The organism is Mycobacterium sp. NGS63, assembly GCF_059812295.1.
Window position 1 is genome coordinate 662,978 of record NZ_JCALCJ010000003.1, and the last position, 25,294, is coordinate 688,271.

Genomic DNA, 25,294 nt, shown 5'->3' on the forward strand with positions numbered 1-25,294 from the left:
ACTCAGGCGCTGGTGAGGACCCGATCCCAGCCCTCGACGGCCTCCGGGCTGCGCGGGCCCGGGCCCACGTAGATCGCCGACGGGCGGACCAGTTTGCCCAGCCGCTTCTGCTCGAGGATGTGCGCGCACCAGCCCGCGGTGCGGCCACAGGTGAACATGGCCGGCATCATGTTGGCCGGGACGCGGGCGAAGTCGAGGATGACCGCGGCCCAGAACTCGACGTTGGTCTCGATGGCCCGGTCCGGGCGGCGCTCGCGCAGTTCGGCCAGCGCGGCCTGCTCCAGCGCGACCGCAACCTCGTGGCGCGGGGCCCCCAGCCGTTCGGCGGCCGCGCGCAGCACGCGCGCCCGCGGGTCCTCGGCGCGGTACACGCGGTGGCCGAAGCCCATCAGCTTGTCGCCGCGGTCCAGGATCGACTTGACCAGGCCGCGGGCATCGCCGGTGCGCTCGACCTCCTCGAGCATCGGCAGCACCCGGGCCGGTGCGCCACCGTGCAGCGGCCCACTCATCGCCCCGATCGCCCCCGACAGCGACGCCGCGACGTCCGCGCCGGTCGAGGCGATCACCCGCGCGGTGAACGTCGAGGCGTTCATGCCGTGCTCGGCGGCCGACACCCAGTAGGCGTCGATGGCCTCGACGTGCCTGGGGTCCGGCTCGCCCTGCCAGCGGGTCATGAAACGCGCTGTGACGGTGGAACATTCGTCGATGACCCGCTGCGGCACGGCCGGCTGATAGATGCCGCGCGCCGACTGGGCGACATAAGACAGGGCCATCACCGAGGCGCGGGCCAGCTGATCGCGGGCGGTGCTGTCGTCGGTGTCCAGCAGCGGCTTGTAGCCCCAGATCGGCGCCAGCATCGCCAGCCCCGCCTGCACGTCGACCCGCACGTCGCCGGTGTGAATCGGCAGCGGGAACGGCTCGGCGGGCGGCAGCCCGCGACCGAACTCGCCGTCGACCAGCAGCGCCCACACGTCGCCGAACGTGACCTGCTGGGTGACCAGGTCTTCGATGTCGACGCCGCGGTAGCGCAGCGCGCCACCATCTTTATCCGGCTCGGCAATTTCGGTGGTGAAGGCCACCACGCCCTCTAGGCCGGGGACAAAGTTTTCCGGGACAACAGTCATAGGAAAATTCTCGCACCCCGCCTCCGGGCGGACGCTACCGGCCGGTAAGAACCGCCGGTAGCGTGGGCGCAATGGCTGGCTCAGGCCCCGCTACCGGTGACGAGCACCTGCAGGAGATGCGCGTGGAATACGGATCCGTCGAGAAGGACGGCAGCCCCGACCTGGACGCGGACTGGTTGGCCGACGGCTGGCTGGCGTTGTTCCGCACGTGGCTGGACGACGCCGAGCGCGCGGGTGTCGCCGAGCCCAACGCCATGGTGCTGGCCACCGTCGCCGGGGGCAGGCCGGTCAGCAGGTCGGTGTTGTGCAAGGGCGCCGACGAGACCGGCATCACGTTCTTCACCAACTACGACTCGGCCAAGGGGGCCGAGCTGGCGGCGACGCCCTACGCGTCGGCAACCTTTCCCTGGTACCAGCTGGGGCGCCAGGTGCACATCCGCGGGCCGGTGACCAAGGTCGACCCGCAGCTGACCCAGGACTACTGGTCGAAGCGGCCCCGCGGCTCGCAACTGGGTGCGTGGGCGTCACAGCAGTCGCGCCCGATCGCGTCGCGTGCGGCGCTGCTGGACCAACTCGAGGAGGTCACCGCGCGCTTCGCCGACTCGGAGCGGGTCCCGGTGCCGCCCAACTGGGGTGGCTACCTCCTCGCGCCCGAGGTGGTCGAATTCTGGCAGGGCCGGGAAAACCGGGTGCACAACCGGATTCGGGTCGTCGACGGACGGGTCGAACGCCTGCAGCCCTGACGTCGGGGCCTGGTGGACTAGTCGCACTAGTCAGAGTGGTCTATCGGCCGTACCGTGGTACCGGTGAAGACAGTGACGAGCACCGAGGCCAAGGCGAAGCTGAACGCGCTGCTCGCGGAGGTCCAACGCACGGGGGCGTCGGTGACCATCACGAATCACGGCCGCCCGGTGGCGGTGCTGTCGCCCGTCGAGAAGGCCCCGCGCCGGTTCGGCCAGCTTCCGGCGCTCGTCGTGCCGGACGGGTTTGACGACCCCCTGCCTGATGCGGAAATCGCCGCCTGGGAAGGCAATTCGTGAATCCGGGCAACTCACGGATCGCGGTCCTGCTGGACACCAACGCGTTGCTGGGCCTGGTTTCGGCGCCGGAAAAGATCGCCGCCTCGGCCCGTCAACTTCTTTCCGAGCCCGCCACGGAGCTCGCTGTGTCGGCGGCTTCGGCTTGGGAAATCGCGATCAAGACCCGGTTGGGCCGCTTCGACGGTGACGCGTTGTTGTCCGCCTGGTCGGAGATTCTGGCCGACATGAGCGCCGTCGAAATTCCGATCGATGCCAGCGACGCGATCCTCGCGGGACGCCTGCGGTGGGACCACCGCGATCCGTTCGACCGGGTGATCGTCGCCCAGGCCGCCCGTCGAAACCTCACAATCGCCACCAGTGACAGCCGGATTCTCGGGGCGGCACTCACCCCGACTCTGAAAACCTGAGGCGCGTGCGGATGACCCGACCCCGGGCAGGCGCGCCGTCGGGATAACGACTACCTTCAGCTATAAGCACCGAGTCAGGGCAGCCATACCAGCCAGAGCGCAAAGGGGTTCTCGTGTCCGACACCGACGACACCGCAACTCTGAAGTACCCGGGGGGCGAGATCGATCTGGAGATCGCGCAGGCCACCGAAGGGGCCGACGGGATCGCGCTCGGCTCCCTGTTGTCCAAGACCGGGTATACGACGTTCGACAACGGCTTCGTCAACACCGCCTCGTGCAAGAGCTCCATCACCTACATCGACGGGGACGCCGGCATTCTGCGCTACCGCGGCTACCCGATCGAGCAGCTCGCCGAGAAGTCGACCTTCATCGAGGTCAGCTACCTGCTGATCTACGGCGAGTTGCCTACCAAGCAGCAACTCGAGGAGTTCACTCACCGGATCCAGCGGCACACCATGCTGCACGAGGACCTGAAGCGCTTCTTCGACGGCTTCCCGCCCAACGCCCACCCGATGCCGGTGCTGTCCAGTGTGGTGAACGCGCTGAGCTCCTACTACCCGGACGCGCTGGACCCGATGGACAACGGTCAGGTCGAGCTGTCGACCACCCGCCTGCTGGCCAAGCTGCCCACGATCGCGGCCTACGCCTACAAGAAGTCGATCGGGCAGCCGTTCCTCTACCCGGACAACTCGCTGAGCCTGGTGGAGAACTTCCTGCGGATGACGTTCGGGCTGCCCGCCGAGCCGTACCACGCCGACCCCGAAATCGTGCGGGCGCTGGACATGCTGTTCATCCTGCACGCCGACCACGAGCAGAACTGTTCGACGTCGACGGTCCGGTTGGTGGGCTCGTCGCGGGCCAACCTGTTCACCTCCATCTCCGGCGGCATCAACGCGCTGTGGGGTCCGCTGCACGGCGGCGCCAACCAGGCGGTGCTGGAGATGCTCGAGCAGATCCGCGAGAGCGACGACGACGTCGGCGAATTCGTCCGGAAGGTCAAAAACCGCGAGGCGGGCGTCAAGCTAATGGGCTTCGGGCACCGCGTCTACAAGAACTACGACCCGCGGGCCCGCATCGTCAAGGAGCAGGCCGACAAGATCCTGGCCAAGCTCGGCGGCGACGACGACCTGCTCAGCATCGCCAAGGAGCTCGAAGAGGCCGCGCTGACCGACGACTACTTCGTCGAGCGCAAGCTCTACCCCAACGTCGACTTCTACACCGGCCTGATCTACCGGGCCCTGGGGTTCCCGACCCGGATGTTCACCGTGCTGTTCGCGTTGGGCCGGCTGCCCGGCTGGATCGCGCACTGGCGCGAGATGCACGACGAGGGCGACAGCAAGATCGGTCGTCCGCGCCAGATCTACACCGGGTACACCGAGCGCGACTACGCGATCATCAACGAGCGCTAAACACGCCGAGCAGACGCAAAAGTCCCTAACGCGTCGGCGTGTCGGGGGCTTTTGCGTCTGCTCACCACGAAGCCAGCACGGCCATCGCGGCGTTGTGGCCGCCGATGCCCGACACCGCCCCGCCGCGGCGGGCGCCCGAGCCGCACAACATGATTCGCTCGTGGGCGGTGGCGACGCCCCATCGCCGCGCCGGGGTGTCCAGCGGGTCGTCGTCGTTGGCGAAGGGCCACGACAGCCCGCCGTGGAAGATGTTGCCGGCGGTCATCCCCAGCGCGCGGTGCAGGTCCAGGGTGGTCGTCGTCTCGAGGCAGGGCCGGCCGTGCGTGTCGCTCATGAGGACGTCCTGAATCGGTTCGGCCAGAACGGAATTCAGCGACGCCAGCACCGCGTCGGTCAGCCGGCCGGGTAAGGCGTCCGCGTCGGCGCCGTCGAACAGTGTGTGCGGGGTGTGCAGGCCGAACACCGTCATCGTGTGGGCGCCCGAGTCGCGCAGCCCGGCCGACAGGATGCTCGGGTCGGTGAGCGAATGGCAATAGGCTTCGCAGGGAAGCGGATTGGGGATCTGGCCAGCGGCCGCGCGCGAATAGCCGGCGTCCAACTGGTTCCATGTCTCGTTGACGTGGAACGTCCCGGCGAAGGCTTCTTCGGGGGTGACCCCGGCGTCGCGCAGCCGGGGCAGCCGCCGCAGCACCATGTTGACCTTGACCTGCGCGCCCTGGGCCCGCGGCGCCGGTTCCTCGCCGAGCAAACCGGCCAACACTGAAGGGGTGACGCCCGCCAGGATGTACCGGCCCCGTACGACGTGCTCGTCGTCGCCGCTGCGGTAGCGCACCGTTCCGTCCGGTTCGACGGCGAAAACCTCTGCACCGGTGACGATTTCAGCGCAATGCCGGGCGGCCGCGACGGCCAGCGCGTTGGTCACGGCTCCCATCCCGCCGACCGGCACGTCCCAGTCGCCCGTGCCCCCGCCGAGCAGGTGGTACAGGAAGCAGACGTTCTGCGTCAGTGCGGGGTCGTCGAGCCGGGCGAAGGTGCCGATCAGCGCGTCGGTGGCGATGACGCCGCGCACCACGTCGCTGCTCACCGCGCCGGCGATGGCGTGGCCGATCGGCTCGTCGACCATCGAGCCCCACGCGGCCGCCGCGCCGGGATCGCCGCCGCCGACGATGTGCCGGCGGGCCTGTTCGCGGGTGCGCAGCGGCTCGAGCAGCGTCGGCCAGAGCCGCCGCGTCACCAGGCCGCAGCGGCGATAGAACGCGGCGAAGCCCCGCTCGTCGTCGGCGGCGCCGATGGCCGCGAAGGTGTCGCGAGGCCCGACGAGCAGCCCGCGGCGACCGCCGGTGGCGGGGTCGGGGGTGTAGGAGGAAAACGGGCGGCCGACCAGCCGCACGTCGGCGCCCAGGTCGTCGAGGATGCGTGGCGGCAGCAAACTGACCAGGTAGGAGTACCGCGACACCCGCACGTCGACCCCGTCGAAGGCCTGCGCCGACACCGCGGCCCCGCCGACGTGCCCCAGTCGCTCCAGCAACCGCACCCGCAGCCCCGCCCTGGCAAGGTACCCGGCAGCGACCAGCCCGTTGTGACCCCCGCCGACGACTACCGCGTCAACGACGTCCGCCGCGCGCTCGCTCAGTTCAGGTAGCCCTCGACCTGGTCGGGCGGCCGCACTTCGGCCTCGCGGGGGTCACCGCCGGTTTCGCGCAGCGCCCGGCGCTGGCGCAGCAGGTCCCAGCACTGGTCGAGCTCGACCTCCACCCGGCGCAGGCGGTCATGTTCCTCGGAGGTGGTGATGTCGCCGCTTTGCAGCTGTTCGCGCAGGGATTTCTCCTCCGCGACCAGCCCGCGGATGTATGCCAGGGTTTCGCTGTCGGTCGGTTTGTTGCCGTTGCCCATCGCTCCAGTGTGCCCGACCTGGCAGGTGCCGCGGCGACGACTCGGTAGGCTGCATATCGCCTGCACGACGGGCAAGTCTTAGCGAGAAAGCGAGGGGAGGGCGACAGTGGGGGTGGACGTCGGTTTGCGGCATGAGGCCGTAAGGACCGATTCGCTGCGGGCCGTGGAGCCACACCGGAGGCCGCTTGGCCTCCCCTGGCTGATCGCGTTGGTGGTTATTCCGTTGTTGATCGCCATCATCGGCTCCGCCGGGCTGGATCGGCAGCCGTCGGCCGCTGGCGGCGTGCCGACGTTGGCGCCGACCGGCAAGTCCGCGACCCCCAAGTTGTCCCTGGCGCCACTGTCAATAGCCCGCAGCGGCAACGACTTCACGCTCAGCGGGGAGTTTCCCGACGATTCCGCCAAGGCCGCGCTGCTGAAGGCCCTCAATGGCGCGCTGCCCCCCGGTGGCAACGTCGTCGACGAAATCCACATCAACCCCCACGTCGATGCGCTCGACTTCGCCAAGGCCGCACCGATTTTCAAGGACAGCTCCTCGATTCCCGACTTCAGCCTCACGGTCAACGGGAACACGATCACCCTGGCGGGAACCGCCACGTCGCAGGCCCAGAAGGACACCGTCAGCCAGGAGGCGGTGCGCACCTGGTCCAATCTGAACGTCGTTGACCGGCTTGCCGTCAACGCGCCGGTGCCGCCCGCCGTGGCGTGCGCCGACCTGCAGTCGGCGATCAATGCGGTGACGGGTGGGCCGATCACGTTCGGCAACGACGGGCTCAGCCTGACGCCGGCCGGCACGCAGATCCTGAGCCAGGTGTCGGACAGGCTCAGGGTATGCCCGGCCGCGCATGCGACGGTCAACGGCTACACCGACAATTCCGGCGCCGAGGCCGTCAACGTTCCCCTGAGCGCCCAGCGGGCCCAACGGGTCGCCGATTTTCTTGTCGCCCATGGCGTCTCCGCCGCGCAGTTGGTGGTCAAGGGGCTCGGGTCGATCAATCCCGTGGCCCCCAACGACACGCCGGACGGTCGCGCCAAGAACCGCCGCGTCGAAATCGTTGTCAGTTAAGGAGATCCGGCATGGATTTCGTGATCCAGTGGTTGTGGTACCTGCTCGCTTTCCTGGCGGGCTCGGCCGTTGCCCGGGTGATCGCCAACGTGGTGAACAAGCAGGTCACTGTGGAAGAAGTCCCTGTCGTTCCGAGTGGGCCGGATAGGGGCGCGGAGCGGTGAGCGACGTGCACTGGTGGCTTTTCGTCCTGTCCTTCTTTTCGGGGCTGGTGTTGACGCTGACGCTGGCGGTGCGCCGGGTGAAACGCCAAGTGCCGGTGCGGGTGCGGGCGAAGGAGCCCGCCGAGGCGCGCGCGGTGCGGGAGCCGCGAACGACGAAGATACCGCCGCCGTACGAGTTCTTCGTGACCGACGAACCGGCCGACGAGGAGCCCCCGACGAGCTTCGTCTCCGTCGAGCCGGAATCACCGACGACGGAATTCCGTGTCGAACAGGAACACCCGACGGCGATGATCCCGGTCGAGCCGGAGTTCGAGACGGCGGAGATCCCCGTCGAGCAGGAGCCGGCGGCGACGGAATTCCGGGTCACGCATGATCTGTTGACGCCCCCGACCCCGGTCGAGCAGGAGTCGGCGGCCACGGAACGGCCCACCGAGCAGGAACCAGGGCCGACGGAGATCCCCGTCGAGCAGGAACCAGAGCCGACGGAGTTTCCCGTCGGGCATGACTTGTTGGCGACCGCGGTCCCCGTCGAACATGAATACCCGACGGCGATGATCCCGGTTGAGCAGGAGTTCGAATCGGCGGAGCCCCGGGTCGAGCCGGAGTCGGTGGCGACGGAACTACCCGCCGAGCAGGAGTCAGCGCCGGCGGAGGCTTCCGTCGAGCGGGAGCCAGAGCCGACGGAGATCCCGGCAGAGCAGGAGTCAGAGCCGACGGCGATGATCCCGGTCGAGCAGGAGTTCGAGTCGCCGGTTATCCCCGTCGAGGAGGAGCCAGAGCCGACGGAATTCCCGGTCGAACAGGAGGCGCAGCCGACCGAATTTCCCGGCGAGCATGATTTGTTGACGACCACGCTGCCCGTCGAACACGAATATCCGACGGAGATGATCCCGGTCGAGCAGGAGTTCGGATCGGCAGAGGTACCCGTCGAGCAGGAACTACAGCCGACGGAATTCCCCGTCGAACACGAATACCCGACGGCGATGATCCCGGTGGAGCAGGAGTTCGAGACGGCGGAGATTCCCGTCGAGCAGGACCCCCCGACGACGGAGATTCCCGTCGAGCAGGACTTCGACACGACGCAGATCCCGGTGGCCGACGCCGACGCGACGGCAGCGATCGCGAAACAGCCTGCCCGGAGCAGGTTTTCGTTCATCAAGCGATTCCTGCCGAAGAGGGCGCCGGCCGCAGAAGAGCAGCCCACCGCCAAACACCCGGCCAAGAAGGCGCCACCCAGGAAGGGTCGCCCGCCAGCCGCCAAAAAGGTTCCGGGCGCGAGGAAGGTGCCGGCGAAGAAGCTGCCGCCGGGCAAGAAGGTCCCGCCGCGAAAGGCGCCGCCCGCCAAGGGACGGCCCATGAAGAAGGCGCCGCCCGCCAAGCGGCCCCCGATGAAAAAGGTGCCGGGCGCCAAGGAGTCGCCCACCAGGCAGATGCCCGTCTTGCCGTACGAGCCGTACGGCCCGGGTTCCGCTCGCGCCACCCCCGATGGCGGCGGACCGGCGGGATGGCTGGTGAAGGGCCGTTCGGATACCCGGCTCTACTACACCCCCGACGATCCGGCCTACGACCCGACGGTCGCCCAGGTCTGGTTCAAGGACGAGGAATCCGCGGTGCGGGCGTGTTTCACGCCGTGGCGCAAGAGTTCGCGAAAGTGACGCCGCGCCGAACGTGGAGTTGTTGAGGCAAGACGCGCGATTCCGCGCAACAACTCGACGTTCGGCGCAAGGGATTAGGTAGGGGCGGGGATGCGCAGCATCAGCCGCGCGCCGCCCAGCGGGCTGTCCTCCAGCGAAGCCGTGCCGCCGTGCAGGTGGGCCTGCTGGGCCACCAGCGCCAGCCCCAGGCCCGACCCCGAATGCGAGGCCGTCGACCCGCGCGAGAACCGCTCGAACACCACCTGGCGCTCGGGCTCCGGAATCCCGCTGCCGTTGTCGTCGACGGCGATCTCCACCCCGGCGCGAGAGCTGACCGCCGACAGCTGAACCTTGGTGGCGCCGCCGTGCTTGACCGCATTGGCGATCGCGTTGTCGACGGCGAGGCGCAGCCCGGCGGGCAGCCCCACGATGATGCAGGTGGGCGACGGCACCAACGAGACGTCGAGGTCGGGATAGACGCGCATGGCGTCGTGCGCGGCGCGGTCGAGCAGCTCGGTGATGTCGACCGGCACATGGTCGTCGGCCGTCGACAGCTCGCCCTGGGCCAACCGCTCCAGGGCGGTGAGGGTGGCCTCGATCCGCAACTGGGTGCGGACGACGTCGTTGAGCACTTCCTTGCGTTGGTCATCGGACATGTCCAGGGTGGACAGCACCTCGAGGTTGGTCCGCATCGCGGTCAACGGGGTGCGCAGCTCGTGGGAGGTCACCGCGCTGAAGTCGCGCGCCGAGGCCAGCGCCTCCTTGGTGCGGTTCTGCTCGTTCCAGATGCGTTGCAACATGCCGCGCATCGCCTCGGCGATTTCGATGGCCTCGCTCGCCCCGTGCACTTCGACCCGCGGCGCCTCGTCCCCCGCGTCGATCAGCCGCGTCTGCTGGGCGAGCTGTTTGAACGGGCGCACCGCGAACGCGGCCAGCAGCCAGGCGAACACGGCCGCCGCGCCGATGGCGAATCCGCAGATCAGCAGCACCCGACGATGCAGGTTGTTGGTTTCGGCGATGGTGGCGTCATACGTCGCGCCCACGGCGAGCGAGGTCGGCTCCGGCCCGGGAATCTCCACGGTCCGCACCCGGTAGCGCACGCCTTTGACGTAGGTGTCGGCGTAGTCGACGTCCAGCTTGGGCAGCGTGACGTCGGAATTGGACTTGACCTGGCCGCCGCGGCGGATCGTCATGATGGCGTCGCGGTTGTTGGGCGAACGGGGGATTTCGTCCAGGCCGCGCGGCAGGAAGGGGATCGCGAACCCCGCGGCCTCGTCGAGCCGGCGGTCCAGCCGCTCCTTGCGGTCGTTGGTGATGCCGACCCAGACGACGGTGCCCACGATGAGCACGGGAATCGCGGCGCCGATCGCCGTCGCCACCACTACGCGGGTCCGCAGCGAAGGCGTACGGGCGAAGATCCGGGACAGGAAATTCATAGCCGCTTCATGGTTACTGCATTCGCAGCACGAACCCTACTCCGCGGACGGTGTGCAGCAGGCGCGGGCCGCCGTTGGCCTCCAGCTTGCGGCGCAGGTACCCGATGAATACGTCGACGACGTTGGTGTCGGCGGCAAAGTCGTACCCCCACACCAGCTCCAGCAGCTGCGCGCGGGACAGCACCGCGGTCTTGTGCTCGGCGAGCACCGCGAGGAGATCGAACTCCCGCTTGGTCAGGTCGACGTCGACGCCGTTCACCCGGGCCCGGCGGCCGGGGATGTCCACCTCAAGCGGACCGACGGTGATGGTTTCCGACGACGACGTCGCGGTGGCGCCACGGCGGCGCAGCAGCGCCTTGACCCGCGCGACCAGCTCGGCCAGCACGAACGGCTTGACCAGGTAGTCGTCGGCGCCGGCTTCCAGCCCCGCCACCCGGTCGTCGACCGAGCTCCGCGCCGACAGCACGCAGACCGGCACGTCGTTGTCCATGGCCCGCAGCGCGGTGACGACGCTGACGCCGTCCAGCACGGGCATGTTGATGTCGAGCACGATCGCGTCCGGGCGCGTCTCGGTGGCGCTGCGCAGCGCCTCGGCGCCGTCGACCGCGGTCGACACCTCGAATCCGGACAGGCGCAGGCCACGCTCGAGCGAGGCGAGCACGTCGGAGTCGTCGTCGACGACCAAAACCCGGGGCGAGGTGGGACCAGTGTCCATGCGGCCCATTTTGCCGGATGGTCGCCCATGGGGGTGGGAGGCGCGACCTGGGACTACGTGCGGGGCAGGCCGATGCGGCGGTAGCGCCGCAACCGCGCCGCCTGGCGGTCGGCCGCGGGTACGCCGCGCAGCGTATGCACCTCGGCGGCGATGGCGCCCGCGAGCCGCCGGGAGAACTCCACCGGCTCGTCGGCGGCGTCGGGATGCTCGGGCACGACGGCATCGACGATTCCCGACGCCAGCAGGTCGGCCGACCGAATGCCTTGGGCCTCGGCGAGTTCCGCGGCGTGATCGGTGTCGCGGAAGACGATGGCGCTGGCGCCCTCGGGCGGCAGCGGCGCCAGCCAGCCGTGCAGGGCGGCCAGCACGCGATCGGCGGGCACCATCGCCAGCGCCGGCCCGCCGCTGCCCTGGCCCAGCAGGACCGACACCGTCGGCGTGTCCAGGGTGACCAGCTCGGCCACGCACTGCGCGATCTGGCCCGCGAGCCCGCCCTCCTCGGCCTCGGCCGACAGCGCGGGCCCGGCGGCATCGATGAGCAGCACCAGCGGCAGGCGCAGCTCGGCGGCCAGCGCCATGCCGCGCCGGGCCTCGCGCAGCGCCGCGGGCCCGACGAGCCCTCCCGCGACCCGCTGCTGGCCGAGGACCACGGCGGGCTGGCCGTTGAACCGGGCCAGCGCCAGCAGCGTGGTCGCCGCGTCGCCGCCGCCGGCGCCGGACAACAGCACGCAGTCGGTGGCGCCGTGGCGCAGCAGCTGGGCGACGCCGGGGCGGTCCGGCCGTCGCGATGCCACCACGGAGTCCCACGCCGGCACGTCGGGGGTGGGTTCGGGCGCCGGTGACCGCGGCAGCGGTTCGGGCGCGTCGGCGATGACCCGCAGCGCACGATCCAGCGTCGGTCGCAGCGCGTCGAGCGCAACGACGGCGTCGATCACCGCGTGCCGCTGCAGGTTCTCCGCGGTCTGGATGCCGCCCGGGAACGGTTCGCCGTAGAGCAGCTCGTAGACGCGGGGCCCGAGGAAGCCGATCAGGGCGCCCGGCTCGGCGAGGGTGACATGGCCCATCGAACCCCACGAGGCGAACACCCCGCCGGTCGTCGGGTGGCGCAGGTAGACCAGGTAGGGCAGGTGCGCCTGTTTGTGCAGCCGGACGGCCGCCGCGATCTTCACCATCTGCAGGAAGGCGACCGTGCCCTCCTGCATGCGGGTGCCGCCCGAGCACGGGGAGGCCAGCAGGGGCAGGCGCTCGGCGGTGGCGCGTTCCACGGCGGCGGTGATCCGCTCGGCCGCGGCCACCCCGATCGAGCCGCCCAGGAAGTCGAACTCGCAGACCACCACCGCCACCCGGCGCCCGAAGATGCGCCCCTCGCCGGTCAGCACCGCTTCGTCGCGGCCGGTGGTGGCGTGGGCGTCGGCCAACTCCCGCGCGTAGGACTCGGAGACCGGCATTGTCGTCGGATCGGTGTCCCAGCTGATGAAGGAGCCCTCGTCGAGCACGGCGTCGCGCAGCTGGTCGGTCGTGATACGAGTCACCAAACGACCCTATATAGGCTGGGCGGATGATCGGTGTGACCCAGACCGAAGCCGTGCTGACCATCGACCTGCAGCGCCCGGAGCGCCGCAATGCCCTGAATTCGCAGCTCGTCGAGGAGCTGCGGGAGTCCATCCAGAAGGCCGGCGCCGACGGATCGACCCGCGCGATCGTGCTGACCGGCCAGGGCACGGTGTTCTGCGCGGGCGCGGACCTGTCCGGGGACGCGTTCGCCGCCGACTATCCCGACCGGCTCATCGAGCTGCACAAGGTCATGGACGCGGCCCCGATACCGGTGATCGGCTTCATCAACGGCCCCGCCATCGGCGCCGGCCTGCAGCTGGCCATGCAGTGCGACCTGCGGGTCGCCGTGGCGGACGCCTTCTTCCAGTTCCCGACGTCGAAGTACGGCCTGGCCCTTGACAACTGGAGCATCCGCAGGCTGTCCACGTTGGTCGGGCACGGGCGGGCCCGCGCGATGCTGCTGAGCGCGGAGAAGCTCACCGCCGAGGTGGCGCTGCAGACCGGGATGGTCAACCGCATCGGGACACTGGCCGACGCGCAGGCCTGGGCCGCCGAGATCGCGGGGCTGGCGCCGCTGGCGATCCAGCACGCCAAACGGGTGCTCAACGACGACGGCTCCATCGAGGAGGCCTGGCCGGAGCACAAGGAACTCTTCGACAAAGCCTGGGGCAGCCAGGACGTCATCGAGGCGCAGGTCGCGCGCGTGGAAAAGCGGCCCCCGAAGTTCCAGGGAGCCTGACGGTCATGCCGCGGGGGGCGCTGCGACTGGCCGCCGGCACGGCCTCGCTGGCCGCCGGGGGCTGGGTGCTGCGCGCGCTGCACGGCACCCCGGCCGCGCTCGGCGCGACATCCGCGTCGATCCGGGCGGTGACGGAGGCGTCGCCCCACTACTCCGACGGCGCGTTCGTCAACCTCGACCCCGCCTCGGCCTCCAAGATGACCCGCGAGCAACTGCAGATCATCGTGTTCGAGATGGTGGGCGGGCGCGGCGGCAGCCGGCCGAAGGCGCCGATCCCGCTGGCCGCCCCGGAGATCTTCGACGGCGAGCCCAGCCGGCTGGCCGTCAGCTGGTTCGGGCACTCGACGGCGCTGCTGGAGATCGACGGCTACCGCGTGCTCACCGACCCGGTGTGGAGCGACCGATGCTCGCCATCGGACATCGTCGGACCGCAGCGGCTGCACCCGCCGCCGGTGCAACTGGAAGGGCTGCCCGCCGTCGACGCGGTGGTCATCAGCCACGACCACTACGACCACCTCGACATCGACACCGTCATGGCGCTGGCGCTCACCCAGCGGGCCCCGTTTTTCGTGCCGCTCGGCGTCGGTGCGCACCTGCGCGCGTGGGGAATTCCCGAACACCGCATCGTCGAGCTCGACTGGGATCAGGGCGCCAAGCTCGATGAGCTGACCGTGATCTGCAAGCCGGCCCGGCACTTTTCCGGGCGCTTCTTCGACCGCAACAACACGCTGTGGGCGTCCTGGGTCTTCAGCGGCCCGAAACATCGCGCCTATTTCGGCGGCGACACCGGCTACACCAAGAGCTTCGCGGAGATCGGGGCCGACCACGGCCCGTTCGACCTGACCCTGCTACCCATCGGGGCGTACAACACGGCGTGGCCGGACATCCACATGAACCCCGAGGAGGCGGTGCGCGCCCACCTGGACGTCACCGACTCGGGATCGGGACTGCTGGTGCCCATCCACTGGGGGACCTTCCGGCTGGCGCCCCACCCGTGGGCCGAGCCCGTCGAACGCCTGCTCGCCGCCGCGGACCCCGCCCACGTGGAGGTCGCGGTGCCGGCCCCCGGGCAACGCATCGATCCCGCGGCGCCCCGCAGATTCAACCCCTGGTGGCGGCTGTAACTGGCGCTAGAGTGGGCGGCCATGACCAAACGCGCGGTGGCGGCCCTGGCGGCGGCCTTGCTGGCGTTGACGGGATGTAGGCCCGCGCCACCGGCAGCCAACCCGGCGCCCGGAGCGCCGCCCAACGAGGTGTCGGGCCTGACGATCCCGGCCGGACGCGTCGACGACGCGGTCGGAAAGCTCGACGGCCTGATCGGCGACCTGATGAAAAGCACCGGCATCCCCGGGATGGCCGTGGCCGTCGTGCACGGCGGAAAGACGGTGTACGCCAAAGGTTTCGGTGTTCGCGATGCTAGCAAGGTTGACGCGCCGGACAACAAGGTAGACGCCGACACGGTCTTCCAGTTGGCCTCGGTCTCCAAATCGGTCGGCGCGACTGTGGTCGCGCACGAGGTCAGCGACAAGGTCATCGACTGGGACACGCCCGTGGCGTCCAGGCTGCCGTGGTTCGCGCTGGGCGACCCGTACGTCACCGGCCACCTGACCGTGGCCGACCTGTACGCGCATCGTTCCGGGCTGCCCGACCACGCCGGTGACAAGCTGGAGGACCTGGGCTACGACCGCCGGCAGGTGCTCGAACGCCTGAAGTACCTGCCGCTGAACCCCTTTCGCGCCAGCTACGCCTACACCAATTTCGGGGTGACCGCGGCCGCCGAGGCGGTGGCCACCGCGGCCGCCAAGCCGTGGGACGACCTGTCCGACGAGGTGCTCTACCGCCCGCTGGGGATGGCCGCCACCAGTTCGCGCTTCGCCGACTTCATCGCCAGGACCGACCGCGCCGTCAACCACGTCCAGGTCGGCGACAAATGGGAGCCGCGCTTCCAGAGGAATCCGGACCCGCAGACACCTGCGGGCGGGGTCAGTTCATCGGTCAACGACATGGCGCGCTGGCTGAACATGTTGCTGGGCAACGGAACCTACAACGGCCGGCGCATCGCGTCGCCGGAGGCGCTGCTGCCCGCCACCACCGCGCAGGTGGTTTCGGTCCCCGCGACGACGCCGAAGGCGCGTTCCGGCTTCTACGGTTACGGTTTCAACGTGTCGGTGACGTCGTCGGGGCGCACCCAGTACAGCCATTCCGGCGCCTTTGCGCTGGGCGCCGCGACGAACTTCGTGCTGATGCCGTCCGAGGACGTGGGCATCATCGCGCTCACCAACGCCGCGCCGATCGGCGTGCCCGAGACGCTGACCGCCGAATTCATGGATCTGGTGCAGTACGGCGAGATTCGGGAAAACTGGGCCGAGCTCTACCGGCAGGCGATCGGCTGGATGAACAACCCGCTGGGTTCGCTGGTCGGCAAGTCGCCGCCGGCCAACCCGGCGCCGCCCAGACCACTCGGCGAGTACGCCGGCGTCTACGCCAGCGACTACTGGGGCCCGGCCGTCGTGGCCGAACGCGACGGCGCGCTGCAGCTGTCGCTGGGGCCCAAAAGCCGGACGTTCCCCCTCACGCACTGGGACGGCGACACCTTCACCTTCACGCTGACCGACGAAAACGCCCCGCCCGGAACGATTTCCAAGGCTGCCTTCTCCGGTTCGCCGGCGCACGCCCTCAACCTCGAATACTTCGACACGGACAAGCTGGGAACCTTCACCCGATGACCGCGGGCCTGAGCGATGCCGAGGTGGCCCAGCGGATAGCCGAGGGCAAGAGCAACGCCGTCCCGCAGCGCGCCACCCGCAGCATCACGGCGATCGTCCGCGCCAACGTGTTCACCCGGATCAACGCGATCCTGGGCGTCTTGCTGCTGATCGTGCTGACGACCGGCTCGGTGATCAACGGCCTGTTCGGCCTGCTCATCATCGCCAACAGCGTCATCGGCATGGTCCAGGAGATCAGGGCCAAGCAGACGCTGGACAAGCTGGCGATCGTCGGGCAGGCGAAACCGTTGGTGCGCAGGCGATCCGGGACGCGGACGCTACCGCCGGGCGAGGTCGTGCTCGACGACATCATCGAGCTCGGCCCCGGCGACCAAGTCGTCGTCGACGGCGAGGTCGTCGAGGAAAACAACCTCGAGGTCGATGAATCGCTGCTGACCGGCGAGGCCGACCCCATCACCAAGGATCCCGGCGATGCGGTGATGTCGGGCAGCTTCGTCGTCACCGGCACCGGCGCCTACCGCGCCACCAAGGTCGGCCCGCAGGCCTACGCCGCCCAGCTCGCCGAGGAGGCGAGCAAGTTCACCCTGGTGAAATCGGAACTGCGCAACGGCATCAACCGGATCCTGCAGTTCGTCACCTACCTGTTGGTGCCGGCCGGACTGCTGACCATCTACACGCAGTTCTTCACCACGCACGCCGGCTGGCGGCAGTCGGTGCTGCGCACGGTCGGCGCGCTGGTGCCCATGGTGCCCGAAGGCCTGGTCCTGCTGACGTCCGTCGCGTTCGCGGTCGGGGTCGTGGGGCTGGGACAGCGGCAATGCCTGGTGCAGGAGCTGCCCGCCATCGAGGGCCTCGCGCGGGTCGACGTGGTATGCGCCGACAAGACCGGCACCCTGACCGAAAGCGGGATGCGGGTGTCGGGCGTCGAAGAGCTGGCCCCGCAGGCGGGAGCGGTCGCCGACGTGCTGGCCGCGCTGGCGGCGGCCGACGCGCGGCCGAACGCCAGCATGCGGGCGATCGCGGAGGCCTTCGACCGGCCGCCGGGTTGGATCCCCACCGCCACTGCGCCTTTCAAATCCGCCACCAAGTGGAGCGGCGTGTCCTTCGGTGACCACGGCAACTGGGTGATCGGCGCGCCCGACGTGCTGCTGCAGCCGGCGTCGGAAGCCGCCGAACGGGCGGAGGGGATCGGGGCCCAGGGGTTGCGGGTCCTGCTGTTGGGCCGCGCCGAGGAGGCGGTGGATCACTCGGACGCGCCCGGCCCGGTCACCCCGGTCGCCCTGGTGGTGCTCGAGCAGAAGGTGCGGCCCGACGCCCGGGAGACGCTGGACTATTTTGCGGCGCAGGATGTTTCGGTCAAGGTGATCTCGGGCGACAACGCGGTGTCGGTGGGCGCCGTCGCGGGCAAGCTCGGCCTGCATGGCGACACCATGGACGCGCGCCGGCTGCCGGCGGACCCGGCGGCACTCGCCGACGCGCTGGAAAGCGCCACCACCTTCGGGCGGGTGCGGCCCGACCAGAAGCGCGCCATGGTGCGCGCCCTGCAATCGCGCGGCCACAGCGTGGCGATGACCGGCGACGGCGTCAACGACGTGCTGGCGCTCAAGGACGCCGACATCGGTGTCGCGATGGGGGCGGGCAGCCCGGCGTCGCGGGCGGTGGCGCAGATCGTCTTGCTGGACAACAGGTTTGCCACGCTGCCCTATGTCGTCGGCGAGGGCAGGCGGGTGATCGGCAACATCGAGCGCGTCGCCACCCTGTTTTTGACCAAGACGGTGTACTCGGTGCTGTTGGCGCTGTTCGTGGGCGTCGAGTGCTTGTTTTCCAAACCCCTCGGCGTGGACCCGCTGCTGTACCCGTTTCAGCCGATCCACGTCACCATCGCGGCGTGGTTCACGATCGGGATCCCGTCGTTCATTCTGTCGCTGGCGCCCAACAACGAACGCGCCTACCCGGGCTTCGTGCGCCGCGTGTTGACGTCCGCCCTGCCGTCCGGGCTCGTCGTCGGCGTCGCGACGTTCGCCTCCTACCTGGTCGCCTACCACGGCCGGCACGCGTCGTTCCGGCAGCAGGACCAGGCGTCGACCGCGGCGCTGATCACGTTGTTGGTGTGCGGGTTATGGGTGCTTGCGGTGGCGGCGCGCCCCTACCAGTGGTGGCGGGTGGCGCTGGTCGTGGCCTCCGGCCTGGCGTACGTGGTGATCTTTTCCGTCCCGCTGGCGCAGCAGAAGTTCCTGCTCGACCCGTCGAATCCGGTGGTCACCTCGACCGCGTTGGGGATCGGCGTGGTGGGCGCCGCCGCGATCGAGGCCACGTGGTGGATCCGGGCCAGGGCGCTGGGCGTGCGGCCCCGGTTGTGGCGGGAGCCGCAGGGGGCCACCAAGTAGGATTCCGGGGATCCTCGGGGAAGGAAGACGGTATGGGATTCCTGGACAAGGCAAAAGACCTGTTGGCGCAGAACGCCGACAAGGTCGGGACGGCGATCGACAAGGCCGGTGAATTCGTCGACGGCAAGACGCAGGGCAAGTACTCCGACACCATCCACAAGGTGCAGGAAGAGGCCAAGAAGGCGGCCGGCGCGCAAGACGGCCAGCAGAACTAAGCGCATGGCAAAACTCTCCGGATCGATCGACGTACCGCTGCCCCCCGAGGTGGCGTGGAAGCACGCCTCCGACCTGTCCCGGTACAAGGAATGGCTGACCATTCACCGGGTGTGGCGCAGCACGTTGCCCGACGACATCGAGAAGGGCACGGTCGTCGAGTCGATCGTCGAGGTCAAGGGCATGTACAACCGGATCAAGTGGACGGTCGTGCGCTACAAGCCCCCGGAGGGCATGACGCTGAACGGCGAGGGCGTCGGCGGTGTCAAGGTCAAGCTCATCGCCAAGGTGGCGCCCAAGGACGACGGCTCCGTGGTCAGTTTCGACGTGCACCTCGGCGGGCCGGCCCTGTTCGGGCCGATCGGCATGATCGTCGCCGCCGCGCTGCGCGGCGACATCAAGGAATCGCTGCAGAACTTCGTCAGGGTGTTCGCCGGGGCCGATCCCGGCATGAACGGGCATCGCGGCCGCTGATCGTCCCCGCCGATGACTTTTCGGATCGGCGCGGGTCGATACGTGTGAACCCCGACCACGGGGCTCAGACACTACGACACCGGAGGAGGGTCACCGTGCCCGTCCGTGACCGCGCGCCGCTGGGCGCTCCCTGCTGGATCGATTTGACCACCGCCGATCTCGACCGCGCCCAGGACTTCTACGGCGCGGTATTCGGGTGGACGTTCGAATCCTCCGGACCCGAGTACGGCGGATACGTCAACGCCGCCAAGGACGGTCATGCCGTCGCCGGCATGATGGCCCGCCGGCCCGAGCAGGAGTCGCCCGATGGCTGGGCCACCTATTTCCACACCGCCGATATCGCCGCGACGACGTCGGCGGTGACCGCGGCCGGCGGCTCGGTGTACCTGACGATGGAGGTGCCCGCCAAGGGGCACATGAGCTTTGGGACCGACCCGTCGAGTGCGGCGTTCGGGCTGTGGCAGCCGTTGGAGCACCGGGGCTTCGAGGTGATCGGTGAGGCCGGTACGCCGGTGTGGCACCAGCTGACCACGCGCGATCACCGCGCCGCGGTCGACTTCTACCGCGAGGTGCTCGGGTGGCGCACCGAGGATGTTTCCGATACCGACGAATTCCGTTACACCACAGCGTGGTTTGGCGACCAGCAATTGCTCGGCGTGATGGACGGCTCCGGCTTTCTGCCCGATGATGCGCCGTCGAGCTGGACCACCTTCTTCGGGGCCGAAGACGTCGACGAGACGCTGCGGCTGATCGCCGACCGGGGCGGCGCCGTCGTCCGCGCCGCCGAGGACACCCCCTACGGCCGGCTGGCCGCGGCGACCGACCCGACCGGCGCCGCCTTCAACCTGTCCTCGCTGCGGGGCGGAGTCGGCTAATCTCGCAACCATGACATGGCGGCTGCGCCCTGGTTGGCTGGTGGCGTTTTTCGCGCTGCTCATCTCGGCCAGCGCCTGGCTGCCGTGGCTGACGACGGCGGTCAACGGCGGGGGCTGGGCCAACGCCATCGGGGGCACGCACGGCAACCTGGAACTGCCGAGGGGGTTCGGCGCGGGACAGCTCATCGTGTTGCTGTCCTCGACGCTGCTGGTGGCCGGGGCGATGGTGGGCCGGGGCCTGTCGGTGCGGCTGGCTTCGGTTGCCGCGCTGGTGATTTCGCTGCTCATCGTGGGGCTCACGGCGTGGTACTACAAGCTGAACGTCAGCCCGCCGGTGTCCGCCGAATACGGGCTTTACGTCGGTGGGGTGGGCGCGGCGTGCGCGGTGGCGTGCTCGGTCGCGGCGGTGATCAACGCGTTGGCCCCCGGCCAAACGGTCCGGTGACGTCTCAGTCCGACGGGAACTCGTGCTTGCCCGACGTGTCGCTGCCGTCGGGCTCGTTGACGCCGAACACGAAGGGCGCGAACACGACTTCGCGACCGTCCGGGTCGCGGTAGGTGACCGCGCCCGTCGCCTCCCAGTACGGGTGCTGCGCCACCGGTTCCAGCCCCGCCGCCCGCAGGCGCTCGGTCGCCGCCTGCTGCGCGTGTTCGTCAGGGAAATACAGGCACAGCTGCTCGTGCTGGTCGACGGCGACCGGATCGGTTGACTCGACGATCTCCAGCGTCAGGTTCCAGCTGGGCAGGCCGAAGATGGCGCCGTTGCTGCCGTAGCTGGCCTCGAACGTCTCGAACAGCGGCAGCCCCACCAGCTCGCGGTAAAACCGCACGGTTTCTTCGAAGTTCGACGTGCGGCGGGCAAACCGGATGGCGCCTATCGACGCCAACTGCATGGGCCAGTGCGTATTGCGGCGCCCCGAACTCGGGTACATGGTCACAGCCCGATCGCGCTGGCCGCCGACTCCGCGGTATGCCAGTGCCGCAGCTGGGCACCGGGCGCCCACGTCGCGTGCGTGCCGCTGGAAATGCGTTCCGGCAGTTGCAGTTTGCACACCGGCCCGGCACCGATCCGGGCGGCGTCGAAGACCACGCAGTAGGAGGCGTCGGCGTTCATGTCGGTGGTCAGGGTGACCAGGTAGCCGTCGTCCTCGCCGGTGGCGCCGACCCGCGGCGCCATCGCGGTCTCGCTCCCGTAGACGCCGTCGCCGAAGGAGATGGCTTCGTGGTCCCCGGTGCGCACGTCGTGTTTGACCAGGCCGTCGAACAGGAACCAGCCCGGTTTCCCGGTGGCGGCGTAGGTGTAGCGGTAGTCGCGGGTGGCGTAGTCGGGGTTGATGGTCCCGAACTCGGTGATGGATTCGGACAGTTGCTCCTCTTTGACAGCCCCGGTGACCAGGTTGAACCGCCACCGGTGCAGCCTGGCCTGCAGGCGGTCCAGCGCCAGGAAGCGAAAGAGCTTGTCCCACTTGGTTCCCCCGGTATCCAGGGGCTGCGGATCTCCCTCGTAGAATCCGTCGAGCACGATCTCGTCGCGGTCCTCGTAGGCGTTGACGAAGTGCAACACGAAGGTGGGCTCGGCCTCGAACCAGCGGATGTCGTCGGTTCCGCCCCGGCGCGGCAGCACCGCGAAGCGGGACGGCAGGTCGGCGTAGAAGCGTGGCAGGTGCACGTCGTGCTCGAGCAGCCGCGGATCCCAGAACAACGGGAAATCGTTGAGGATCACGAAGTTTTCGGTGAACGCCATGTCGTGCGGCAGCCGCGGACCCGGTAGCGGGATGTCCACGTAGTGCACCAGGTCGTCGTTGGCGTCGACCACGCCGTAACGCATGTACGGCGCCTGCTTGCTGTAGTTGAAGAACAGCAACTCGCCGGTTTTGTTGTCGACCTTCGGGTGCGCCGACACCCCCCAGTCGACGGGGAAGCGCCCGTTCCAGCTCGCCTTGCCGATCGTGCCGGCCGAGTACGGGTCGACCCGGTAGAGATCGCCGCACTGGTAGAAGCTGGTCAGCGCGATTCCGCGGTGGACGATCACGTCGGTGCTCGACGCGTCCTTCATCCGGGTGCGCGCGCCCCAGCCCCGCTCCCGCCTGGCCAGTTGCACGGGTTCGGCCAGACCCGGCCACAGCGGCCCGCCGGCCTCGCCCTCGGCCGCGAATCCGTCGGTGCGGACAAAGCGGTTGCGGTAGAAGGCTTTTCCGTCGCGGAAGCCGATCACGTGCAGCATGCCGTCGCCGTCGAACGGGTGATAGGTCTTCAACGCCGGGTGCAGCGGGTTCTCGGTGTTGCGCAGGTAGATGCCGTCCAGGTCGCGGGGGATCTCGCCCTCGACGGCGATCAGGTCGTCGGCGTCCCACTCGGTGATCTGGGGCCGCCACGGGCCGGTGCGGTAGGGGTGGTCGTCGTCTTCGGGCAGTGTCGACAGGAACTTGCCGACGATCTCGACATCCATCTTCACCACTCTTCGGTTGCGCTGACGACGAAGCTGACGGTGGTGGCGGTGCTGCCGCCGAAGTTCAGGGTGCCGAAGCGCTGCGCGCCCTCGACCTGGTAGTCGCCGGCCGCGCCGCTGACCTGCCTGGCCGCGTCGAGCAGCATCCGCACCCCGGAGGCCCCGACGGGGTGGCCGCCGCCGATCAGTCCGCCGCTGGGATTGATCGGCAGCCGGCCGCCGATCTCGATCTCACCGTTTTCGATGGCCTTCCACGACTCGCCCGGGCCGGTCAGCCCGATGTGGTCGATGGCCAGGTATTCGCTGGGCGTGAAGCAGTCGTGGACCTCGAACCCGTCGAGGTCGTCGAGGGTCAGCCGGGCGCGGCTCAGGGCGTCGAGCACCGCCGCGCGCACGTGCGGGAGCACATAACCTTCCCCGGAGTCGTCGCGTACGCGGTCCAGCTTCTGCCGCAGGCCCAGCCCGACGGTGCGGTGTCCCCACCCGTCGATGCGGCCGATCGGGCGCGCGTCGGGGTGGTCGCGCAGGTAGCCGTCGTTGACCAACACCAGGCCGGCGCCGCCGTCGGTCATCTGGCTGCAGTCGAACCGGCGCAAGCGGCCCTCGGTGAGCGGGTTGGTCGCGTCGTCGTCGGTGATGGGGTCGGGCACCGTCCAGCCGCGCGTCTGGGCGCGCGGATTGAGCCGCGCGTTGGCGAAGTTGAGCTGCGCGATGGCACGCAGGTGGGTGTCGTCCAGCCCGAAGCGCCGGTCGTACTCGTCGGCGAGCTCGGCGAACATCGACGGCCACAGGTAGCGGGCGCCGCCCCCCTCGTGCCCGGTCCACGCGGCGGCGCCGAGGTGCTGGGCGGCGGTGTCACCGGGAACGGTCTTCTCCAGTTCGACGCCCACCAGCAGCGCGGTGTCGTACGCGCCGGAGCGCAGATCGGCCATCGCCGACAGCGCCGCCACACTGCCCGACGCGCACGCGGCCTCGTGCCGCGACGCCGGGGTGTCCCACAGCTCGTCGCACACCGTGGCCGGCATGGCGCCGAGGTGCCCCTGGTTGGCGAACATCTCGCCGAACGCGTTGGCGACGTGCACGACCCCGATCCCGGCGCCATTCACCTTCGCCGCGGCGAGCGTGCCGTCGACGACCTCGGCGGTCAGCGCGGCGAAGTCGAGGCCCTCTTTGGCGAGGTTGCGGGCGAAATCGCTTTGGTATCCGCCCAGGATCCACACGCCCGTCGAGCCGTCCATACGGGCACCGTACTCCTGGATGACGTGGCGGTTCGCCCGTATCTGAGGCCCGAATTCGAGGGCGGTCCCGTCGGCTCTCGGGCTGAACCGACGGGACCTAGACGAGCGCGAAGGCCGGCCGACGCGCTCGCCTCGGTTGGAACATTGCCCCCCGCCGCGATCGACAAACATGTTGCCCGGCCGCGCGGCCGGCGCGCGGCCGCGCGCCGCGCCCGATCGGGGCGGCAGTGGAAATTTTCCAGCAGCGCTGTCAACCACCCAATGACGTTGGCGGCCAATGCCTTTAGTTGAGGTGCTCGTCGAAGAAGTTAAGGATCCGTTGCCACGCGTCTTCGGCCTCGGATTCGGAGTAACTCATGCGCGCGATGTTCGCGATGGTGCGCAGCACCGCGGGTTTGCGGTAGTCGTTCATGAAGCTGTGGCCGACATCGGGGTATTCCTTGACGTCGCGCGGCACGTCGCCGTCGGCGAGCACGGCTTCGAGTTTGGCGGCGGTGCCGGGCGCGACGATGCGGTCGTTGCCCCCGAAACTCGCCACCACCGGGCACGATTGCCGCAGGGCATCGATGTTGGCCGGCATCAGCCCGTAGTTCGGTGCGGTCGCGTCGAACAACCCGAGGGGGGCCAGCTGCAGGCAGAACCCCGCGCCCATGCAGAAGCCGATCAACCCCACTTTGCCGGTGCAGCGGTCATTGGTGACGAGATGATCGCGGGAGGCGATCAGATCGTCGTACGCGGCGCCGGTGCCGGAGAAATGCGAGCGGATGGTGCTGATGAGGCACTTGAATTTGGGGCTGCGCCAGTAGAGGTCCGGCGCCAGGGCCAGATAGCCCTCGCGGGCTACGCGGTCGGTGATGCGCCGCAGGTCCGCGGTGACGCCCAGCACGTCCTGCACGACGATGACGCCGGGCCACGGGCCCTCGCCCTCGGGGATGGCGAGGTAGCCGGGGATATAACCGTCGGAAGCCAGGTAGGTGATATCTGGCATGGCGACTCACCATCGTTGTTGTGGTAGGCAGGCGCGGGCGCCCAGGGCGACAATGCGATCGTATTGCGAAACGATACGCACGTAGTGTAGCGCCGTACAAACCGAGTGCCCCGCGCGGCGGCTATATCCTCGACAGATGAAGCGCTCGCGGCTGTTTGCCTACGAGCCGCCACCGCCGGCGGAGCCGTCGAGCGAAGAGCGGATACGCGACGCCGCGCTGAGGAGCTTCGCCACCCACGGGTTTGCGGCGACCTCGCTGGGGAAGGTGGCCAAGGCCGCGGGTGTATCGATCGGGCTGGTTCAGCACTACTTCGGTACCAAGGCCGCGCTGATCGCCGCCGTGGATCAATACGTGCTGGCGACCCTCAGCGACGGATTGGAATCGGCGGACCTACCCGGGCTGCCGGCCGATGCGCTCGCCGAGGCCGGCAACCGACTGACCACCCTCATGGCCCAAAACCCACTCGTCATGGATTACCTCGGGCGCGCCCTCGCCGAACGCGCCGCCGTCGGGTCGGTGATCTTCGACGGGCTCATCGGCATCAGCACGGCGCAGCGCGACCACTTCGCCGAGCACGGCTTGACGCGCCCCGACCTCGACCCGGAGTGGGCGGTGCTCAACCCGCTGATCCTGCGCGTCGGCGCGCTGATCCTGCGCCCACACCTCGAGCGATACCTGGGGAAGTCGTTTTTCGACGACCAGCAGCTACAACGCTGGGACCGCGCCGTCACCGAGCTCATCCAAAAAGGCCAATTCCGCTGA

25 protein-coding genes and 2 pseudogenes are annotated in these 25,294 nt (G+C 69.3%); 17 read left to right on the top strand and 10 right to left on the bottom strand.

Going from position 1 to position 25,294, the window contains the following annotated elements; all coding sequences use genetic code 11:
• Nucleotides 1–2: 2 nt before the first annotated feature.
• Nucleotides 3–1,124 (bottom strand): citrate synthase 2, encoded by a 1,122-nt coding sequence (locus tag AC5Y4Z_RS10240; RefSeq protein WP_499963195.1) that lies wholly within the window; start codon nt 1,122–1,124, stop codon nt 3–5.
• A gap of 116 nt (nt 1,125–1,240) precedes the next feature.
• Here AC5Y4Z_RS10240 and pdxH point away from each other — a divergent pair, with 116 nt between their 5' ends.
• The 4 genes from pdxH (at nt 1,241) to AC5Y4Z_RS10260 (ending at nt 3,980) form a co-directional block, all read left to right on the top strand.
• The gene (gene pdxH, locus AC5Y4Z_RS10245; protein WP_499963346.1) at nt 1,241–1,867 is read left to right on the top strand and encodes a pyridoxamine 5'-phosphate oxidase; all 627 of its coding nucleotides are present in this window, start codon (nt 1,241–1,243) and stop codon (nt 1,865–1,867) included.
• Between the two features lie 63 nt (nt 1,868–1,930).
• Nucleotides 1,931–2,164 (top strand): type II toxin-antitoxin system Phd/YefM family antitoxin, encoded by a 234-nt coding sequence (locus AC5Y4Z_RS10250; RefSeq protein ID WP_499963197.1) that lies wholly within the window; start codon nt 1,931–1,933, stop codon nt 2,162–2,164.
• A complete protein-coding gene (locus tag AC5Y4Z_RS10255) occupies nt 2,161–2,571 on the top strand; it encodes a type II toxin-antitoxin system VapC family toxin (protein ID WP_499963199.1) in 411 nt (136 codons plus the stop codon). The genes AC5Y4Z_RS10250 and AC5Y4Z_RS10255 overlap by 4 nt, the downstream gene beginning before the upstream one ends.
• A gap of 113 nt (nt 2,572–2,684) precedes the next feature.
• Nucleotides 2,685–3,980 (top strand): citrate synthase, encoded by a 1,296-nt coding sequence (locus AC5Y4Z_RS10260; RefSeq protein WP_499963201.1) that lies wholly within the window; start codon nt 2,685–2,687, stop codon nt 3,978–3,980.
• On the opposite strand, the pseudogene AC5Y4Z_RS10265 reads toward AC5Y4Z_RS10260, so the two are convergent.
• Both AC5Y4Z_RS10265 and AC5Y4Z_RS10270 read right to left on the bottom strand, forming a co-directional pair.
• A pseudogene (locus AC5Y4Z_RS10265) lies at nt 3,977–5,613 on the bottom strand (phytoene desaturase family protein). The gene AC5Y4Z_RS10260 and the pseudogene AC5Y4Z_RS10265 sit on opposite strands and share 4 nt — an antisense overlap.
• A complete protein-coding gene (locus AC5Y4Z_RS10270; protein WP_499963203.1) occupies nt 5,610–5,873 on the bottom strand; it encodes a DUF2630 family protein in 264 nt (87 codons plus the stop codon). The pseudogene AC5Y4Z_RS10265 and the gene AC5Y4Z_RS10270 overlap by 4 nt, the downstream one beginning before the upstream one ends.
• 106 nt (nt 5,874–5,979) lie before the next feature.
• Here AC5Y4Z_RS10270 and arfA point away from each other — a divergent pair, with 106 nt between their 5' ends.
• From arfA to arfC (AC5Y4Z_RS10290), 4 genes and pseudogenes are all read left to right on the top strand, one after another.
• Nucleotides 5,980–6,939 (top strand): channel-forming protein ArfA/OmpATb, encoded by a 960-nt coding sequence (gene arfA, locus AC5Y4Z_RS10275; RefSeq protein ID WP_499963205.1) that lies wholly within the window; start codon nt 5,980–5,982, stop codon nt 6,937–6,939.
• 11 nt (nt 6,940–6,950) lie between these two features.
• A complete protein-coding gene (gene arfB, locus AC5Y4Z_RS10280; protein WP_499963207.1) occupies nt 6,951–7,103 on the top strand; it encodes a channel accessory protein ArfB in 153 nt (50 codons plus the stop codon).
• A gap of 5 nt (nt 7,104–7,108) precedes the next feature.
• Nucleotides 7,109–7,189 (top strand): annotated as a pseudogene (gene arfC, locus AC5Y4Z_RS10285) (channel accessory protein ArfC); the annotation flags it as partial.
• 465 nt (nt 7,190–7,654) lie between these two features.
• Complete coding sequence (arfC, locus tag AC5Y4Z_RS10290; protein WP_499963348.1) at nt 7,655–8,758, top strand: channel accessory protein ArfC, sunset domain variant; 1,104 nt, start codon at nt 7,655–7,657, stop codon at nt 8,756–8,758.
• A gap of 74 nt (nt 8,759–8,832) precedes the next feature.
• Here arfC (AC5Y4Z_RS10290) and AC5Y4Z_RS10295 read toward each other — a convergent pair whose 3' ends face one another.
• Genes AC5Y4Z_RS10295 through AC5Y4Z_RS10305 form a run of 3 tightly spaced genes read right to left on the bottom strand, consistent with a single transcriptional unit; the run spans nt 8,833 to nt 12,420 of the window.
• On the bottom strand, nt 8,833–10,173 hold the full coding sequence (locus AC5Y4Z_RS10295) for a HAMP domain-containing sensor histidine kinase (RefSeq protein WP_499963209.1): 1,341 nt from the start codon (nt 10,171–10,173) through the stop codon (nt 8,833–8,835).
• 13 nt (nt 10,174–10,186) lie between these two features.
• Nucleotides 10,187–10,897 carry a two-component system response regulator PrrA gene (prrA, locus tag AC5Y4Z_RS10300; RefSeq protein ID WP_499963211.1) on the bottom strand — a complete coding sequence of 237 codons (711 nt, stop codon included), beginning with the start codon at nt 10,895–10,897 and terminating at the stop codon, nt 10,187–10,189.
• A 44-nt stretch (nt 10,898–10,941) separates the two neighbouring features.
• On the bottom strand, nt 10,942–12,420 hold the full coding sequence (locus tag AC5Y4Z_RS10305; RefSeq protein WP_499963213.1) for a carboxyl transferase domain-containing protein: 1,479 nt from the start codon (nt 12,418–12,420) through the stop codon (nt 10,942–10,944).
• 26 nt (nt 12,421–12,446) lie between these two features.
• On the opposite strand from AC5Y4Z_RS10305, the gene AC5Y4Z_RS10310 reads away from it, so the two are divergent.
• From AC5Y4Z_RS10310 to AC5Y4Z_RS10345, 8 genes are all read left to right on the top strand, one after another.
• Nucleotides 12,447–13,181, top strand: a complete 735-nt coding sequence (locus tag AC5Y4Z_RS10310; protein ID WP_499963215.1) for an enoyl-CoA hydratase — start codon at nt 12,447–12,449, stop codon at nt 13,179–13,181.
• A 5-nt stretch (nt 13,182–13,186) separates the two neighbouring features.
• Entirely contained in the window at nt 13,187–14,305 is a 1,119-nt protein-coding gene (locus AC5Y4Z_RS10315) for an MBL fold metallo-hydrolase (protein WP_499963217.1), read from the top strand.
• 21 nt (nt 14,306–14,326) lie between these two features.
• Nucleotides 14,327–15,907 (top strand): serine hydrolase, encoded by a 1,581-nt coding sequence (locus tag AC5Y4Z_RS10320; protein ID WP_499963221.1) that lies wholly within the window; start codon nt 14,327–14,329, stop codon nt 15,905–15,907.
• Nucleotides 15,904–18,294: an HAD-IC family P-type ATPase gene (locus AC5Y4Z_RS10325; RefSeq protein ID WP_499963223.1), complete on the top strand. Its 2,391-nt coding sequence runs from the start codon at nt 15,904–15,906 to the stop codon at nt 18,292–18,294. The genes AC5Y4Z_RS10320 and AC5Y4Z_RS10325 overlap by 4 nt, the downstream gene beginning before the upstream one ends.
• A 32-nt stretch (nt 18,295–18,326) precedes the next feature.
• A complete protein-coding gene (locus AC5Y4Z_RS10330) occupies nt 18,327–18,509 on the top strand; it encodes an antitoxin (protein ID WP_499963225.1) in 183 nt (60 codons plus the stop codon).
• Nucleotides 18,510–18,513: 4 nt separating this feature from the next.
• On the top strand, nt 18,514–18,981 hold the full coding sequence (locus AC5Y4Z_RS10335) for a type II toxin-antitoxin system Rv0910 family toxin (RefSeq protein ID WP_499963227.1): 468 nt from the start codon (nt 18,514–18,516) through the stop codon (nt 18,979–18,981).
• 95 nt (nt 18,982–19,076) lie between these two features.
• Nucleotides 19,077–19,856 carry a VOC family protein gene (locus AC5Y4Z_RS10340; RefSeq protein WP_499963229.1) on the top strand — a complete coding sequence of 260 codons (780 nt, stop codon included), beginning with the start codon at nt 19,077–19,079 and terminating at the stop codon, nt 19,854–19,856.
• Between the two features lie 10 nt (nt 19,857–19,866).
• Nucleotides 19,867–20,301: a hypothetical protein gene (locus tag AC5Y4Z_RS10345; RefSeq protein WP_499963231.1), complete on the top strand. Its 435-nt coding sequence runs from the start codon at nt 19,867–19,869 to the stop codon at nt 20,299–20,301.
• A gap of 4 nt (nt 20,302–20,305) precedes the next feature.
• Here AC5Y4Z_RS10345 and AC5Y4Z_RS10350 read toward each other — a convergent pair whose 3' ends face one another.
• The 4 genes from AC5Y4Z_RS10350 to AC5Y4Z_RS10365 form a co-directional block, all read right to left on the bottom strand.
• The gene (locus AC5Y4Z_RS10350; RefSeq protein WP_499963350.1) at nt 20,306–20,788 is read right to left on the bottom strand and encodes a VOC family protein; all 483 of its coding nucleotides are present in this window, start codon (nt 20,786–20,788) and stop codon (nt 20,306–20,308) included.
• Nucleotides 20,789–20,790: 2 nt separating this feature from the next.
• Nucleotides 20,791–22,305 (bottom strand): carotenoid oxygenase family protein, encoded by a 1,515-nt coding sequence (locus AC5Y4Z_RS10355; protein ID WP_499963233.1) that lies wholly within the window; start codon nt 22,303–22,305, stop codon nt 20,791–20,793.
• Between the two features lie 2 nt (nt 22,306–22,307).
• A complete protein-coding gene (locus AC5Y4Z_RS10360) occupies nt 22,308–23,543 on the bottom strand; it encodes an acetyl-CoA acetyltransferase (RefSeq protein ID WP_499963235.1) in 1,236 nt (411 codons plus the stop codon).
• 283 nt (nt 23,544–23,826) lie between these two features.
• Complete coding sequence (locus AC5Y4Z_RS10365) at nt 23,827–24,531, bottom strand: dienelactone hydrolase family protein (RefSeq protein WP_499963237.1); 705 nt, start codon at nt 24,529–24,531, stop codon at nt 23,827–23,829.
• Nucleotides 24,532–24,667: 136 nt separating this feature from the next.
• Between AC5Y4Z_RS10365 and AC5Y4Z_RS10370 the strand changes: the two genes are divergently transcribed.
• Nucleotides 24,668–25,294: a TetR/AcrR family transcriptional regulator gene (locus AC5Y4Z_RS10370; protein WP_499963239.1), complete on the top strand. Its 627-nt coding sequence runs from the start codon at nt 24,668–24,670 to the stop codon at nt 25,292–25,294.

What these genes read in the sequence shown, in the direction of transcription:
- AC5Y4Z_RS10240 (WP_499963195.1), bottom strand. Translation starts at nt 1,124, where the DNA reads ATGACTGTTGTCCCGGAAAACTTTGTCCCCGGCCTAGAGGGCGTGGTG.
- pdxH (WP_499963346.1), top strand. Translation starts at nt 1,241, where the DNA reads ATGCGCGTGGAATACGGATCCGTCGAGAAGGACGGCAGCCCCGACCTG.
- AC5Y4Z_RS10270 (WP_499963203.1), bottom strand. Translation starts at nt 5,873, where the DNA reads ATGGGCAACGGCAACAAACCGACCGACAGCGAAACCCTGGCATACATC.
- arfB (WP_499963207.1), top strand. Translation starts at nt 6,951, where the DNA reads ATGGATTTCGTGATCCAGTGGTTGTGGTACCTGCTCGCTTTCCTGGCG.
- arfC (WP_499963348.1), top strand. Translation starts at nt 7,655, where the DNA reads ATGATCCCGGTTGAGCAGGAGTTCGAATCGGCGGAGCCCCGGGTCGAG.
- AC5Y4Z_RS10295 (WP_499963209.1), bottom strand. Translation starts at nt 10,173, where the DNA reads ATGAATTTCCTGTCCCGGATCTTCGCCCGTACGCCTTCGCTGCGGACC.
- prrA (WP_499963211.1), bottom strand. Translation starts at nt 10,897, where the DNA reads ATGGGCCGCATGGACACTGGTCCCACCTCGCCCCGGGTTTTGGTCGTC.
- AC5Y4Z_RS10310 (WP_499963215.1), top strand. Translation starts at nt 12,447, where the DNA reads ATGATCGGTGTGACCCAGACCGAAGCCGTGCTGACCATCGACCTGCAG.
- AC5Y4Z_RS10315 (WP_499963217.1), top strand. Translation starts at nt 13,187, where the DNA reads ATGCCGCGGGGGGCGCTGCGACTGGCCGCCGGCACGGCCTCGCTGGCC.
- AC5Y4Z_RS10320 (WP_499963221.1), top strand. Translation starts at nt 14,327, where the DNA reads ATGACCAAACGCGCGGTGGCGGCCCTGGCGGCGGCCTTGCTGGCGTTG.
- AC5Y4Z_RS10325 (WP_499963223.1), top strand. Translation starts at nt 15,904, where the DNA reads ATGACCGCGGGCCTGAGCGATGCCGAGGTGGCCCAGCGGATAGCCGAG.
- AC5Y4Z_RS10330 (WP_499963225.1), top strand. Translation starts at nt 18,327, where the DNA reads ATGGGATTCCTGGACAAGGCAAAAGACCTGTTGGCGCAGAACGCCGAC.
- AC5Y4Z_RS10335 (WP_499963227.1), top strand. Translation starts at nt 18,514, where the DNA reads ATGGCAAAACTCTCCGGATCGATCGACGTACCGCTGCCCCCCGAGGTG.
- AC5Y4Z_RS10345 (WP_499963231.1), top strand. Translation starts at nt 19,867, where the DNA reads ATGACATGGCGGCTGCGCCCTGGTTGGCTGGTGGCGTTTTTCGCGCTG.
- AC5Y4Z_RS10350 (WP_499963350.1), bottom strand. Translation starts at nt 20,788, where the DNA reads ATGTACCCGAGTTCGGGGCGCCGCAATACGCACTGGCCCATGCAGTTG.
- AC5Y4Z_RS10355 (WP_499963233.1), bottom strand. Translation starts at nt 22,305, where the DNA reads ATGGATGTCGAGATCGTCGGCAAGTTCCTGTCGACACTGCCCGAAGAC.
- AC5Y4Z_RS10360 (WP_499963235.1), bottom strand. Translation starts at nt 23,543, where the DNA reads ATGGACGGCTCGACGGGCGTGTGGATCCTGGGCGGATACCAAAGCGAT.
- AC5Y4Z_RS10365 (WP_499963237.1), bottom strand. Translation starts at nt 24,531, where the DNA reads ATGCCAGATATCACCTACCTGGCTTCCGACGGTTATATCCCCGGCTAC.
- AC5Y4Z_RS10370 (WP_499963239.1), top strand. Translation starts at nt 24,668, where the DNA reads ATGAAGCGCTCGCGGCTGTTTGCCTACGAGCCGCCACCGCCGGCGGAG.